General features: G+C 58.4%; 13 protein-coding genes. 10 read left to right on the top strand and 3 right to left on the bottom strand.

Annotated elements, in window-relative coordinates:
- Nucleotides 1-132 precede the first annotated feature (132 nt).
- A complete protein-coding gene (locus ACIPZE_RS06395; RefSeq protein WP_129390466.1) occupies nt 133-324 on the bottom strand; it encodes a DUF1508 domain-containing protein in 192 nt (63 codons plus the stop codon).
- A gap of 277 nt (nt 325-601) precedes the next feature.
- Between ACIPZE_RS06395 and ACIPZE_RS06390 the strand changes: the two genes are divergently transcribed.
- The 6 genes from ACIPZE_RS06390 (at nt 602) to ACIPZE_RS06365 (ending at nt 6,296) form a co-directional block, all read left to right on the top strand.
- A complete protein-coding gene (locus ACIPZE_RS06390; RefSeq protein ID WP_283437343.1) occupies nt 602-1,567 on the top strand; it encodes a glycosyltransferase family 2 protein in 966 nt (321 codons plus the stop codon).
- A 3-nt stretch (nt 1,568-1,570) separates the two neighbouring features.
- Nucleotides 1,571-2,281, top strand: coding sequence for a class I SAM-dependent methyltransferase (locus ACIPZE_RS06385; RefSeq protein WP_400772003.1), 711 nt, complete (start codon nt 1,571-1,573; stop codon nt 2,279-2,281).
- Nucleotides 2,278-2,664 (top strand): GtrA family protein, encoded by a 387-nt coding sequence (locus ACIPZE_RS06380; RefSeq protein ID WP_283437341.1) that lies wholly within the window; start codon nt 2,278-2,280, stop codon nt 2,662-2,664. Before ACIPZE_RS06385 ends, ACIPZE_RS06380 begins: the two co-directional genes overlap by 4 nt.
- Nucleotides 2,661-4,769, top strand: coding sequence for a DUF6311 domain-containing protein (locus ACIPZE_RS06375; RefSeq protein WP_283437340.1), 2,109 nt, complete (start codon nt 2,661-2,663; stop codon nt 4,767-4,769). The genes ACIPZE_RS06380 and ACIPZE_RS06375 overlap by 4 nt, the downstream gene beginning before the upstream one ends.
- Nucleotides 4,770-4,841: 72 nt before the next feature.
- The gene (locus ACIPZE_RS06370; RefSeq protein WP_283437339.1) at nt 4,842-5,762 is read left to right on the top strand and encodes a LysR substrate-binding domain-containing protein; all 921 of its coding nucleotides are present in this window, start codon (nt 4,842-4,844) and stop codon (nt 5,760-5,762) included.
- 168 nt (nt 5,763-5,930) lie between these two features.
- Entirely contained in the window at nt 5,931-6,296 is a 366-nt protein-coding gene (locus tag ACIPZE_RS06365) for a 5-carboxymethyl-2-hydroxymuconate Delta-isomerase (RefSeq protein WP_400772000.1), read from the top strand.
- Nucleotides 6,297-6,299: 3 nt separating this feature from the next.
- Here ACIPZE_RS06365 and ACIPZE_RS06360 read toward each other — a convergent pair whose 3' ends face one another.
- Together ACIPZE_RS06360 and ACIPZE_RS06355 are read right to left on the bottom strand one after the other, a co-directional pair.
- Nucleotides 6,300-7,235: a LysR substrate-binding domain-containing protein gene (locus ACIPZE_RS06360; protein WP_400771998.1), complete on the bottom strand. Its 936-nt coding sequence runs from the start codon at nt 7,233-7,235 to the stop codon at nt 6,300-6,302.
- Nucleotides 7,236-7,420: 185 nt separating this feature from the next.
- Nucleotides 7,421-8,608, bottom strand: a complete 1,188-nt coding sequence (locus ACIPZE_RS06355) for a cyanate transporter (protein WP_283437337.1) — start codon at nt 8,606-8,608, stop codon at nt 7,421-7,423.
- Nucleotides 8,609-9,004: 396 nt separating this feature from the next.
- Here ACIPZE_RS06355 and ACIPZE_RS06350 point away from each other — a divergent pair, with 396 nt between their 5' ends.
- The 4 genes from ACIPZE_RS06350 (at nt 9,005) to ACIPZE_RS06335 (ending at nt 13,358) form a co-directional block, all read left to right on the top strand.
- Nucleotides 9,005-10,654, top strand: a complete 1,650-nt coding sequence (locus tag ACIPZE_RS06350; protein WP_400771996.1) for a phosphoethanolamine transferase — start codon at nt 9,005-9,007, stop codon at nt 10,652-10,654.
- A gap of 242 nt (nt 10,655-10,896) precedes the next feature.
- Entirely contained in the window at nt 10,897-12,030 is a 1,134-nt protein-coding gene (rnd, locus tag ACIPZE_RS06345; RefSeq protein ID WP_283437335.1) for a ribonuclease D, read from the top strand.
- Nucleotides 12,027-12,320, top strand: coding sequence for a YcgL domain-containing protein (locus ACIPZE_RS06340; protein ID WP_129390498.1), 294 nt, complete (start codon nt 12,027-12,029; stop codon nt 12,318-12,320). The genes rnd and ACIPZE_RS06340 overlap by 4 nt, the downstream gene beginning before the upstream one ends.
- A gap of 105 nt (nt 12,321-12,425) precedes the next feature.
- Nucleotides 12,426-13,358: a D-2-hydroxyacid dehydrogenase gene (locus ACIPZE_RS06335; RefSeq protein ID WP_400771994.1), complete on the top strand. Its 933-nt coding sequence runs from the start codon at nt 12,426-12,428 to the stop codon at nt 13,356-13,358.
- The last annotated feature ends 18 nt before the right edge of the window (nt 13,359-13,376 follow it).

The following is a 13,376-nucleotide window of genomic DNA, read 5'->3' as shown; positions in this document are numbered from 1 at the left end:
TCGAGTGATGTGGCGAAACAGGGCTGAATCGCCCCATACGTCGATGAGCGTAGGAGCGCAGAAATGGCTCGCCAGTCGTTCGGTCAAAAAAGGAAGTGGCTGTAGGACGCAGCCCTGCATTGGCTCGCGCGATTAAATTTCCCTCACCGGGGTGTCGCCCTGCACGGCTTTGATCAACTCGATCACATGAATGCAGTCGGCCTTGTTCACGTATGACTCGCCACTGGCGATGGTCTCGTGATTGCCCGCGCGCAGCCTCCAGCGCCATTGCCCTTTGCCCGTGCTCGGGATGCCTCTGGATTGCCTGTAAATCTCGAAATACATTCAGTTCGCTCCATGCGATTTATGTGTGCGACATCCTGTGTGACGCATCGACGCAAGCCTAGCGCAGGCGGGTATTTTGGCTATCGGACATTTGTTTCCAATCGTTGGTGAATGTTTCTGAAGGCCACGGGCTAGCGCGCAGCAATCGGCCTCTGGATTGGCCAATATGACGCCGCCTGACCCTTGCAACGCCGACGACGCTACTGCTTAATACGGGACGGCTCATGGCATCGAAAATCATTCGATGACCGACAAACACTATAAAAAGAGCACTCCCTTGACCGAGCACGGAACGCAACAGGTTGCGCGGGTAACGTTGTCGCTGGTGATCCCTGTTTTTAACGAAGAGGACAGCCTCGACACGTTTCTGCTGCGCATCGACGAAGTCTTTCAGACACAAGCGTTGATCGACCTTGAGCTGGTATTCGTCAACGACGGCAGCACTGATGCCACGCTTGAACGCCTGCTCGAGCGTCAACAGCAAGACTCGCGTGTGCGGATCGTCGACCTGAGCCGTAATTTCGGTAAGGAAGCGGCGTTGTCTGCTGGTTTGCAGATTGCCACCGGGCAGATCGTCGTACCGATCGATGCTGATTTGCAGGACCCGCCCGAAGTCATCCTGCAAATGATCGAGCGCTGGCGAGAAGGCTTTGAAGTGGTGCTCGGCCACCGCATCAGCCGGCGCAGCGATACCTGGGCCAAACAAACATCGGCCCACTGGTTCTATCGCCTGCACAACAAGATCGCCGAACAGCCATTGCCCGAAAACGTCGGTGATTTCCGCCTGATGGATCGCTGCGTGGTCGATGCCTTGCTGACCTTGCCCGAATCCCGTCGATTCATGAAAGGCCTGTTTGCCTGGGTCGGCTTTCGTACCACTCACGTCGATTACGAGCGCCCCGAGCGCGCGGCCGGGCAGAGTAAATTCAACGGCTGGCGGCTGTGGAACTTCGCCCTCGAAGGCATTACCAGCTTCAGTACCGAACCGTTGCGAGTCTGGACGTACGTCGGCGCGCTGGTGTCGCTGGTGTCTTTTGCCTTCGCGATTTTCATTGTCGTGCGCACGTTGGTCTCGGGCATCGATTTGCCCGGTTATGCCTCATTGATGGTTGCCGTGACGTTTCTCGGAGGTTTGCAATTGATCGGCATTGGCGTGCTCGGTGAATACCTCGGCCGTACCTACATTGAAGCGAAGCGCCGACCGGTTTTTCTGGTGCGTCGTGTCTACGACTCGAAGGACTGAAACATGGATCTCAAGGAAACCGACATCCTCGGCGACAGCATCAACGAGCATTGGTATTACTGCTCCAAAGCGGCGGCAACCACGCGTTTGCTGGGTGATGCGCCGATCAGACGAATCCTCGACGTGGGCGCCGGTTCCGGATTTTTCTCGCATCATCTGCTGACGCATACCGCCGCGCAGGAGGCATGGTGCGTCGACATCAGCTATCCAGCCGACTCGAGCACGACGACTGCCGGCAAACCGGTGCATTACCGGCGCGGGATTGAAAACCTCGACGCCGACCTGGTGTTGCTGATGGACGTGCTGGAGCACGTTGACGATGACCTCGGCCTGCTCAGGATGTACGTCGATAAAGTGCCTTCCGGCAGCCGTTTTCTGATGACGGTGCCGGCGTTCCAGTTCCTCTGGAGCGGCCATGACGATTTCCTTGAACACAAGCGCCGCTACACCCTGGCGCAGTTCGAAACGCTGGCGCGCGATGCCGGCCTGACCGTGCAGCGCGGTGCCTATTATTTCGGCGCGGTGTTCCCGATTGCGGCGGCGTTACGGTTGTTGCCGCAAGGCCCGCAGGCCTCAGCGCCGCGCTCACAGCTCAAGCGTCATCACCCGCTGGTAAACGGCGTACTGAAAACCCTGTGCAGCCTTGAACTGCCGCTGATGGGCATGAATCGTCTGGCCGGTTTGAGCGTTTTCGTGTTGGCGCAAAAACCGTGACCTCAGGCGAAAAATCAGCGCTGATCCAGCGCGGTTTACGCTTTGCCGTGACCGGTGTGTTTGTCACGGCTCTGCATGCGCTGGTCGCGGTGTTGTTCATCAACTTCATCAGCCCGCAGCCGCCCTTGGCCAACGGTGTTGCGTTTGCCGTGGCGACGGTTGTTTCCTACGTGATCAATACCACCTGGAGTTTTTCCGCCCGACTGCGTGGCAGAACGTTGCTGCGCTTTCTGCTGGTATCGGTGGGCGGATTCCTGTTGGCGATGTTCGTTGCCTGGGCTGCGCAGATGGCCGGGTTGCATTATTTGTTGGGAATCGTCGCGGTGGCGCTGACCATTCCGGCATTCACTTTTGTACTGCACAACTTCTGGACGTATCGATGAAGGATTCCACAAAACGCCTGGCTGTCACTCTGTTGCCGTTGATGATCGGCGTATTGGCGTTCTTCATCGTCGTCGGCCCTCGGGCGCTTGATCCGCAGAATATTGCCTGGCTGGGGCAAGGCGATCCGGCAACGCACTATCTGGGATGGGCATTTTTCCGTCAGGCGCCGTGGACGTTTCCGCTCGGCCTGAATCCGACATACGGACTGGAGTTGAGCAACGGCCTGATCTTTTCCGACTCCAATCCGCTGCTGGCATTGTTGTTCAAGCCATTTGCTGCATGGCTTCCGCAGACATTTCAGTATTTCGGAATCTGGTTTCTCGCCTGTTTTGTCCTGCAAGCATGGTTCGCCTGGAAACTGGTCGGGCTGGTCACCTCCAGTGTCACTTTGCGGGCATTGGGTTGTGCACTTTTTCTGTTTGCTCCGCCGATGATCATCCGCATGCCGACCCATTTGTCGCTGGCCGGACATTTTCTGATTCTGGCCGCCTTGTACCTGGCCTTGCGCCCGGTGGACCCGCGGCGACGTCTGGCCTGGGGGATTTTGCTGGCGTGCACCGCGCTGATTCATGCGTATTTTCTGGCCATGGTCGCGCTGCTCTGGCTGGCCGATCTGCTCGCTCGGTATTTCAAAGCGCGGCTGACCTTGCGTGATGTCGCCATCGAACTGGTTCTGCTGTTTGCCTTGGTGAGTTTTTGCTGCTGGCAGGCGGGGTATTTTTCCGTCAACGGCTCCGATGCGGTTTCCGACGGATTTGGCTTGTACCGAGCCAATGTGCTGACACTGTTCAGTCCCAATCACTGGTCATACCTTCTCAAGGATCTGCCTGGTGGTCTGGGTGATACGGAAGGTTTCAGTTATCTCGGACTGGGCCTGTTATTGCTGGCCGTCTGTGGGCTGGTCGGGTGGCTGCAAGGGCAGACCGGGTTGGCGCAGTCGCTGCGTCGGCACTGGCTTGTGCTGATCGCGCTGGCCGGGCTGACGGTGTTTGCGGTGTCCAACAACATTGCCGTTGCAGGGGCGAATTTCACCTATCCGTTACCGGACAAGATAATCGCCATCGCCAATATTTTCCGGGCCTCGGGACGCATGTTCTGGCCGGTGTATTACGCGTTCATTCTGTTGATCATTTACCTGGTTGTTCGCGCCAATAAACCGCGTGTGGCAACCGTGCTGATGGCGCTGGCGCTGGCCGTTCAAGTTGCGGATACGCACAGCGGCTGGTCGTTGGTGCGCAAGCAGTTGATGGTCGCGCCAAGCACGCAATGGAAGACGCCCTTTGTCGACCCGTTCTGGAAAAATGCCGCCGAGCATTATCAGAAAGTCCGCTGGATCCTTCCGCAGAACCTGTCGCCGGAGTGGATGAACGTCGCCGCATTCGCCGCAACGCATGGGCTGCCGACCGACGCTGTCTATCTGGGACGGATGGGCAAGGACCAGTGGGAGGTGGCTGATCAGCACAGCCGCACGATGTTGGCTTCGGGGCAATATGACGCGGATTCGTTGTACCTGCTCAGTGATCGGGCACTGCTGCAGGCAGTTTCCACCGTCAATACCGAAACGGATCTGTTCACCCGTATCGATGGATTCCGGGTGCTGGCGCCGGGCTGGAAAAAGTGTCGTGAATGCGTGCAGGTGCCCGTCGATCAGACGCCACAACAGCTAGTGCCTGAGTTCGTCTCCGGAGCAAAAGCGCAGTTCAGCTATGGTGCTGCTGGTAAGGATTATCTCGCGCGCGGCTGGTCGGATGCCGAAACCTGGGGCGTCTGGTCCAGCGGTGCCGAAGCGGAAATGGTCATGCGAGTGAACGATTCGGCCCGCACCCTGCATCTTCAGGCCACGGCGTTCCTTGCCCCGGGGCATATGCGCCAACGCGTGGTGATCAAGCTCAATGGCATCGAAGCACTGGCGACCACGCTGGACCAGCCGGAAGGCAACAGTCTCCAATTGCAGCTCACTCCGGCTATCCGCCAACGCATCACGCAAGAGGGTTTGCTGCGGGTGCAACTGCAGTTCGCCGATGCGATCAGTCCTGAGCAGTTGGGCGTCGGCCAGGATCGCCGACAACTCGCCATAGGCCTGAAGGCAATGTCGATCAACTGAGCCGTGTCCGCATAGACGTTGTCGGCGGACCTTTCTACACTGCCCTTCAGACTGGGGATCGGGGGGCAATGGATGAACCGCAATGAACTACGCAAGGCCGACATCAACCTGATGGTGGTGTTCGAGACCTTGATGCTCGAGCGCAACGTGACCCGGGCGGCGGAGAAACTGTTCCTCGGCCAGCCGACCATCAGCTCGGCGCTCAATCGCCTGCGCACGATGCTCAACGATCCGCTGTTCATCCGCGTCGGCCATCGCATGGAGCCGACCGCCCGGGCCGAAGATATCTTTCGCCATCTCAAGCCTGCGCTCGACTCACTGTCGGTGGCACTGAGCCTGACCCGCGATTTCGATCCGGCGGTCAGCACCATGACCTTTCGCATCGGCCTGTCCGACGACGTCGAGTTCGGCTTGCTGCCGCCGCTGTTGCGCGCCTTGCGCCAGGAAGCGCCGAACGTGGTGTTTGTCGTGCAGCATGTCGATTACTGGCGGATTCCCGATTTGCTCGCCGCTGGCGACATTACTGTCGGCATCAGCCAGACCCGTGGCCTGCCGGCGAATGCCAAACGCAAACTGCTGCGGCACATTCAGCCAAGCATCCTGCGCGCGGACGCGTCGGCTACACCGCTGACCCTCGACGAATATTGCGCACGGCCGCACGTACTGGTGTCGCACACGGCGAATGTCAGTGGTTTCGCTGATGAATGGCTGGCGGAACTCGGGCGCACTCGCCAGGTGGTGCTGTCGGTGCCGCAATACAGCGCGTTGCCGGCGTTGCTGGCTGGTACCGATCTGATCGCCAGCCTGCCGGATTACACCGCCGCCGCGATGGCCACCTCGGGATTGCTGTTCAAGGAACCGTTTCCGTTCAAGACGCCGACACTGGACCTGTCGATGGTCTGGCTCAGCCATGTCGACAGCGATCCGGCCGAGCGTTGGTTGCGTTCAAGGCTGGAAGCTTTCATGAGTGAACGACCGGTGATTCCATCCTGATCAACACCGCACCTGTAGGAGCTGCGGCACGCTGCGATCTTTTGATCTTTGAATCTCAAGATCAAAAGATCGCAGCCTCGTTTCACTCGACAGCTCCTACAGGGAAAAATGCGCAGAGCTGCTTGTGGTATATGTACGAACTTTCCGCTGACTCACTGGAGCCTCCCGATGCCACACCTGCACTTGGAATACACCGCCAACCTGCCGCAGTTGAACGCCGACGTCGCTTTGATCCGGCTTAACAATACGTTGGTGGGGTCCGGTCAGTTCGCGGCGGAGTTCGATATCAAGAGCCGCGCGACCAAGGTCGAGACGTTCAAGGTCGGCACGGCCATGGCCGAGCGCGCCTTCGTCTACGTGAAACTGGCGCTGCTCAGCGGTCGTTCGGCGGAGATCAAGAAACAGCTGTCGCAGAGTTTGCTGGCGGTGTTGCAGGATCTCTGCGAATGGCCGGACGGGCTCGAAGTGCAGTTGTGTGTCGAGTTGGTCGACATCGAACGCGAGTCCTACAGCAAAACCGCCATCGGCGTTTAAGCCTCAAGCCGCTTCCAGCTCACTGCACACCGTGATCACCTGTTCGCGCAGCCAGACATTGGCGCTGTCCTGATCGACCGTCTGGCTCCACTGCATGTCGAGGGTGAACCCCGGCAGGCCGTTCGGCGCCTCGCAGTGATTGAACACCGCTTCGTTGGTGAGCAGACGCTGAATGCGCCGGGGCAGGGTGAGGATGAAATCGGTGCCGGTGATCATCTTCAACGCGGCGCTATAGCTGTTCGAGCGTGCGACAATCTGGCGTTTCTGCGCTTGCCGTGCCAGCCAGCCGTCGACCATGTTGGTGGTCGAGGTCCACGGTGTCGGGAACACGTGCCGCCGCTCGGTAAAGGCCTGCAGACTCAGGCGCGGTTCCAGCGGCGTGGCACGTTTGTCGAAGACGCAGACCAGATCGTCTTCGAGCAACATCCGTGACTTGAGGTCGGTGTGATGGCGGTGGAAGTTGGGGCCGAAACTGATCACCAGGTCGAGGCTGCCGTCGCGCAACTCATCGGCTGGCACGTCGGTTTCAAACTTGTGCATGTTGACCATCACTGGCAAGTCATCGAAATCGAAGCGCTTCAACAGCCGTGGCAGGATCAGTTGCTCGAAGTATTCCGGGGCACAGATATTGAACGTGACGGCCTGCTGGCTCGGGTCGAACGCCGGGGCACCGGCATGACACAGGTTGATGCTTTCGAGGATCTTCTGCACATGGCCGTACATGCTGCTGGCCTTGTAGGTCGGCCGCATGCCGGTGCGCGTGTTGATGAACAACTCGTCTTCAAAACTGGTGCGCAGTTTCTTCAGGCAGTAACTGACGGTGGACTGGCTGACAAACAGCGTTTCCGAGACATCGGTGACGCTGCTTTGCTCATACACGGCGATAAACACCATGAGATCCTGCATGTCGAGCTTTCGAAGCAAGTTACTGTTCAGCATCCGTTCCGTCCCGCTGTGCTCCTTGCGCTGAATCCGCGCAAACGTGTGCGAACGATCCTAACGGAACGATGGTGCCAGGACAAAGCCTTGTAGGACATTTCACGGACAGTTGTGGGACAGAAACTTTTAGCAACACGACGTCGTCCGACAAAGGGCTAAAACATGGCCAGAGGCCTCTAGTCGGTTCAGTCAAAGTGCCGCGTGTAATGCCGGGGATCGAAGCGCCACACCATCAACAGCATGATCACCATCACCGCCGTCAGCGACCACCAGGCCCATTCGAAACTGCCTAATTGATCGCGGACAATCCCGGCCATCAACGGCGAGAGCCCGGCAATCAGGTAACCGATGCCTTGCACAAAAGCCGTCAGGCCCCCGGCGCGTTGCGGGTTATCGAGATGATCCAGCGAGACGATCAGACTCATCGGAAACAGCCCGCCAATGCCCAGCCCCAACAAACAGAGCCAGAGCAGGCTGAGATGTTGCGGACTGAGGATCAAACCGCAGAAACCGGCGATGATCAGCCCGAGCAAGGCCATCAGCACCCCGCGCCGGTCACGGCTGCGATTGGCGATGGCCGGCACTACCAGGCCGGAAATCACCTCCATCGCCGTCAGAAAACCTAACAGCAGCCCTGCGTTTTGTTCACTCCAGCCCTTTTCCACGTAGTACGGCGCCAGCCAGGCGAGCACACAGGTGTAGGACGCCGTGCCCAAGCCGAAGAAGATTGCGAGTAGCCAGGCGCGGGAATTGTTGAAGAACGACTCTTTCTGTGTCGCCACGGCAGCCGGGGATGACAGATTTTTACGCTGCGTCCAGCCAGACACAAAGGCCAGCAATGCCAACGCAGCCCAGACAGCCAGTGCGATCCGCCAACTGCCGGTGTGCGCCAGCATCAGTGGCGCGAACGACGCCGCGATGGCCGCACCGCCCATGATCGAAGTGACGTACAAGCCCATGCATAGCGCCACGTTGTCGGGGAAGCGCGATTTGATCAGCGCCGGCATCAATGCCTGAATCAGCGCAATGCCAATGCCCGCCAGCACGGCACTGGCAATCAATTCGGCAGCAGAGTCGATCATCAGCCGCGACAGCGTCGCCAATCCGATGATCAGTAACGACAGCAGTACGGTGCGCAGTTCGCCGAGACGCTGACTGATGCGAATGCCGAAAAACATCGCCAGCCCCATCGCCATCACCGGCAGCATGGTCAACAGCGAGGCGAGGCTGAAACTCAACGCAATGTCACCACGAATCGCCGAGAGCAACGGCCCGACCGCCGCCATCGAAGGACGCAGGTTGAGCGCGACGAGTATGATCGCGAACATCAGCCAGACTGCTGGGCGGGCGGTGGTGGTGCGGACGTTTTCCATCATCGGACCTTTGAGCGGAGCTGACGATTTAGCGCAGCCCCGTCACCGCCGCGCAAACCAGAAAACCCGCCCCGCAACCTAAAAATCAAATACCCGCTACGACGCCTGTAGGAGCTGCCGAAGGTTCGGGCCGCGTTCGGACGATCTTTTGATCTTGAAGCAGGATCAAGATCAAAAGATCGCAGCCTGCGGCAGCTCCTACAGGGGTGTTTTCTGAATAAAAGCTGAATCATTCTCAAATACTTGGCATGTTTCAGAGTATTCCGACAAGCCAACTAATCGTTGGCGTCTTTTTCACAAAAAATTGATGGTTGCCTGCTTAAAGTTTGTCACGCCTTGGTTAATGAAATTTTCACAAATAACCGAGGCGCGTCCTTTCGGGAAGTAATTACCTTTATGTTGAAGTTAAAAGCCGTGCGCCCGGAATGGGTGACGTTAATTGCCAGCGCCTTTCTTTTGATCGGTTTCAATTTCGTGCTCTGGCAGCATCTGTTCGACATCACTGCCGCAGACGGCAAAGGCATCGCCATGCGCGTGGCTTTCGCGGTGATGATCTTTGCGGCGTTCAACATTGTGCTGACGTTCCTGGCCTTTCGGCCACTGCTTAAACCGGTTCTGACGTTGATGTTCTTGCTCAGCGCCGGCGTGGCTTATTTCATGAGCCAGTATGGCGTGATGATTGATGCGGGGATGTTTAGAAACTTCGCCGAAACCAATATCACCGAAGTGCGTGATCTGCTGTCGTTGAAGTTGTTGGCTTATATAGTGTTGCTCGGTGTCTTGCCTTCATGGTTGTTGTGGAAAGTTCCGGTCAACTATCGTCGCTGGCACCGCGAGTTGTTCAGTAAAGTTATTGTCAGTGTGGCGTCGACAGCAGTCATCGGTGGTGTTGCACTGGCCAACTACCAAGGGTTGTCGTCGCTGTTTCGCAATCACCATGAAATTCGTTTGATGCTGGTGCCGAGCAACTACATTGGCGCATCGGCCGGCTATCTTCGCGAGCTGGTGGCTTCGGCAGAGCAACCGTTTATCAAGATTGGTGAAGACGCTCAGCGTAATCCCGATGTGAAGCTGCAGCCGCGTAAATCGCTGACGGTATTGGTGGTGGGTGAAAGTGCCCGTGCCGAGAACTTTGGCATTCTCGGCTACAACCGGGACACCACGCCGCAACTCGACAAGGAAGCCGGGCTGATTGCCTTCACCGACGTGCATTCCTGTGGTACGGAAACCGCTGTCTCGGTGCCGTGCATGTTCTCCAACATGGGGCGCAAGGATTACGACGCGAGCAAGGCGAAGAACGAAGAAGGCCTGCTCGACGTGCTCAAGCGTGCTGGTATCGATGTGATCTGGCGCGATAACCAGTCAGGCTGCAAAGGTACCTGTGATCGCGTGACGGTGCAGGATGTCAGCAACTTGAAAGACCCGACCCTGTGCGCCAACAGCGAATGCCGTGACGAAATTCTGCTGCTAGGCCTGCAAAGCTTTATTGATCATCTGGACAAAGACACCGTGCTGGTTCTGCACCAGATGGGCAGCCACGGCCCGGAATACTTCAAGCGTTATCCAAAAGAGTACGAGCACTTTACGCCGGTCTGTGAAAGTAACGCGCTGAACAATTGCAGCCGCGAAAGTATCGTCAACGGCTACGACAACACGCTGGTGTACACCGATCATGTGCTGTCGAGCCTGATCGACGTGTTGCGCAACAATCAGGACAAGGTCGATACCGCCATGTTGTATCTGTCCGATCACGGCGAATCGCTGGGCGAGTACAACCTGTTCCTGCACGGCACGCCTTACATGCTGGCGCCGGAGCAACAGAAACACGTAGCGATGCTGGCGTGGTTCTCCGATAGCTATCAGAAGGCCTATTCGGTCGACACTCATTGCCTGCAAATGAGCCGCGACAAACCGCTGAGCCAGGACAACCTGTTCCATTCGATGCTCGGCCTTCTGGAAGTGAAGAGTTCGGTGTATCAGCCGGGTCTGGACATGTTCGCCGGCTGCCGTGGCGCCGTGATCGACGGCGTCCTGGCCAAGGACTGAAACATTCCCCTGTAGGAGCTGCCAAAGGTTCGGGCCGCGTTCGGACGATCTTTTGATCTTCAATAACAGGATCAAAAGATCGCAGCCTTCGGCAGCTCCTACAGGTAATGGCCGCGTTTGATCCTTCTGTCAGACTATTCTTGCTCTTGGGCAGGACATTTCGTTACAGCTCTTGCCCTTCGCAGGCGCGTAATTCGCCAGTGGCGATATATACTGCGCGCCATTCTTCAAGGGAGAGCCGTGTGGCCATCGATATTCACTGGATTCGCGACAACGATAGCCTCGCGCAGTTTTGCGCCGAGTGGCAGCAGTTGCCTTTCGTTGCCCTCGACACCGAATTCATGCGGGTCGACACCTTCTACCCGATTGCCGGCCTGTTGCAGGTCGGCGACGGCAAACGCGCCTACCTGATTGATCCGCTGACCATCAATGCCTGGCAACCGCTCGCCGCATTGCTGGAAAACCCGGCCGTACTCAAAGTCCTGCACGCCTGCAGCGAAGACCTCGAAGTGCTGTTGCGCTTGACCGGCAGCCTGCCGGCGCCGATGTTCGACACACAATTGGCCGCCGCTTACCTGAACCTCGGTTTCTCCATGGGCTATTCGCGCCTGGTGCAAGCGGTGCTCGGTATCGAACTGCCGAAGGGCGAGACGCGCTCCGACTGGTTGCAGCGACCACTGTCCGAAACCCAGATCAGCTACGCCGCCGAAGACGCCGTGCACCTGGCGGAAGTTTTCGTACAACTGCGGCCGAAACTGTCTGACGACAAGTTCGCCTGGGTGCTGGAGGACGGCGCCGAACTGGTTGCCAACCTGCGCCGTGAAAGCGATCCGTACGAGGTTTACCGCGAGGCCAAACTGGCGTGGAAACTCTCGCGCGCGCAATTGGCGGTTCTGCGTGAACTGTGCGCCTGGCGTGAAACCGAAGCCCGTGCCCGGGATCTGCCGCGCAACCGAATTGTTCGTGAGCATTCGCTGTGGCCGCTGGCCCGCACGCAACCGGACAACCTCGCGGCGCTGGGCAAGATCGAAGACATGCACCCGCGTACCGTGCGTCAGGACGGTCAATTTCTGCTTGATCTGATCAAGCGCTCTGGCAGTGTGGGGCCTGATCAGTGGCCTCCTGCCGTGGCGGAACCGTTGCCGATCGAAGCCGCCGCGTTGATCAAACAACTGCGCGCACTGGGTCAGGCCGAAGCTGAACGCCTCGATATCGCCCCGGAATTGATGCTGCGCAAGAAAACCCTCGAAGCCCTGGTCAAAAGCGGCTACCCCGAGGGTCCTTACCAATTGCCTGAGTCGTTGCGTGGCTGGCGCCGCGAACTCATGGGCCAGAAGCTGCTCGACAGCCTGGCCACCGCCGGAGAACAGCCTTGAAACGTATTTGCTCTATTTACCAAAGCTCGAAGCGCAAGGGCATGTATCTCTATGTGCTCAAGAGCGATGAGCTGGAACGCGTGCCCGAGGCCCTGATGGCGGCCTTCGGCAAAGCCATATTTACCTTCAGTCTGGTGTTGACGCCCGAGCGTAAACTGGCCAGCGAAGACATCGTCCTGGTTCTGGAAAACCTCGACAAGCAGGGCTATCACCTGCAAATGCCGCCGGCCGAGGACGAGTACATCGAGCACTTGCCCGAAGAGTTGCTGCGACGCAACGATCCGGTCTGATCTGCAAGGCCCTGTCCTGGGCCTTGGTTAACCCTGGAACTGTTTTTACCGCGATGGCCGCCCTGAATCCGGTGGCCATCTGCACGGTTTGCGAAAGGTTTGAAGATGCGCGTTCTGATTGCTGAACACGACCACGCGATATACGCCCGACTGCTGCGTCAGGCAGTGCCGGAACTCGAAGTGCTGACCAGTGGCGACTCTGCCGAACTGGCGCGTCAGGCTGCCGATTGCCCGGTGTGGCTGGGGCAGCCGGATCTGTTGGCGACGCTGTTGCGCCAAGGGCATCAGCCACAATGGCTGCAATCGACCTGGGCCGGCATCACGCCGCTGCTCGCCGACGGCTTGCGTCGCGATTACCGTCTGACCCGGGCGGTGGGGATTTTTGGCCAGGTCATGGCTGAATATGTCCTCACTTACATGCTCGGTCATGAGCGCGAAGTGCTGGCGCGTCTGGTCAGCCAGGTCGAGCGCAAGTGGGACAATCGCACCGGCCAGAGCCTGGTCGGACGCAAGGTGCTGATCGTTGGCACCGGTGACATCGGCCAGAGTGTTGCGCAGTTTCTGCGGCCGTTCGGCGTCGAGCTGTATGGCATCGCCAGCAGCGCCCGCGAGCAGGCGCCGTTTGTCGAAGTCGGCTCGATGGCCGATCTGCCACGGCTGGTCGGCGAAGTCGATTACGTGGTCAATCTGCTGCCCAACACCGAACACACCCACGATATCTACGACGCGGCGCTGTTCCGGCAATTCAAGCCGACCGGGTTGTTCATCAATGCCGGACGCGGTGTCGCGGTGGTCGATGCGGATCTGGTGGAAGCGCTGAAGGAAGGGCATTTGGCGGGCGCGGTGATCGATGTCTGCCGTCAGGAACCGTTGCCGCAACGTCATCCGTTCTGGACCGCGTGGGGCTTGCTGCTGACCGGGCACAGCTCGGCGCCGACGTCACCGGCGTTGATGGTGCAGCTGTTTGTCGAGAACCTGAAGGCGTATCAGGCGAGTGAGGCGTTACGCGGCGAAGTGGATTTCAATCGCGGGTATTGATCTCCTTGCTTCAGATCA

The sequence above is a fragment of the Pseudomonas sp. NPDC089741 genome, from assembly GCF_044748825.1.
GTDB lineage: Bacteria > Pseudomonadota > Gammaproteobacteria > Pseudomonadales > Pseudomonadaceae > Aquipseudomonas > Aquipseudomonas helmanticensis.
This window is presented reverse-complemented; position numbering and strand designations above follow the sequence as displayed.

What these genes read in the sequence shown, in the direction of transcription:
- ACIPZE_RS06395 (WP_129390466.1), bottom strand. Translation starts at nt 324, where the DNA reads ATGTATTTCGAGATTTACAGGCAATCCAGAGGCATCCCGAGCACGGGC.
- ACIPZE_RS06385 (WP_400772003.1), top strand. Translation starts at nt 1,571, where the DNA reads ATGGATCTCAAGGAAACCGACATCCTCGGCGACAGCATCAACGAGCAT.
- ACIPZE_RS06375 (WP_283437340.1), top strand. Translation starts at nt 2,661, where the DNA reads ATGAAGGATTCCACAAAACGCCTGGCTGTCACTCTGTTGCCGTTGATG.
- ACIPZE_RS06370 (WP_283437339.1), top strand. Translation starts at nt 4,842, where the DNA reads ATGAACCGCAATGAACTACGCAAGGCCGACATCAACCTGATGGTGGTG.
- ACIPZE_RS06365 (WP_400772000.1), top strand. Translation starts at nt 5,931, where the DNA reads ATGCCACACCTGCACTTGGAATACACCGCCAACCTGCCGCAGTTGAAC.
- ACIPZE_RS06360 (WP_400771998.1), bottom strand. Translation starts at nt 7,235, where the DNA reads ATGCTGAACAGTAACTTGCTTCGAAAGCTCGACATGCAGGATCTCATG.
- ACIPZE_RS06355 (WP_283437337.1), bottom strand. Translation starts at nt 8,608, where the DNA reads ATGGAAAACGTCCGCACCACCACCGCCCGCCCAGCAGTCTGGCTGATG.
- ACIPZE_RS06350 (WP_400771996.1), top strand. Translation starts at nt 9,005, where the DNA reads ATGTTGAAGTTAAAAGCCGTGCGCCCGGAATGGGTGACGTTAATTGCC.
- ACIPZE_RS06335 (WP_400771994.1), top strand. Translation starts at nt 12,426, where the DNA reads ATGCGCGTTCTGATTGCTGAACACGACCACGCGATATACGCCCGACTG.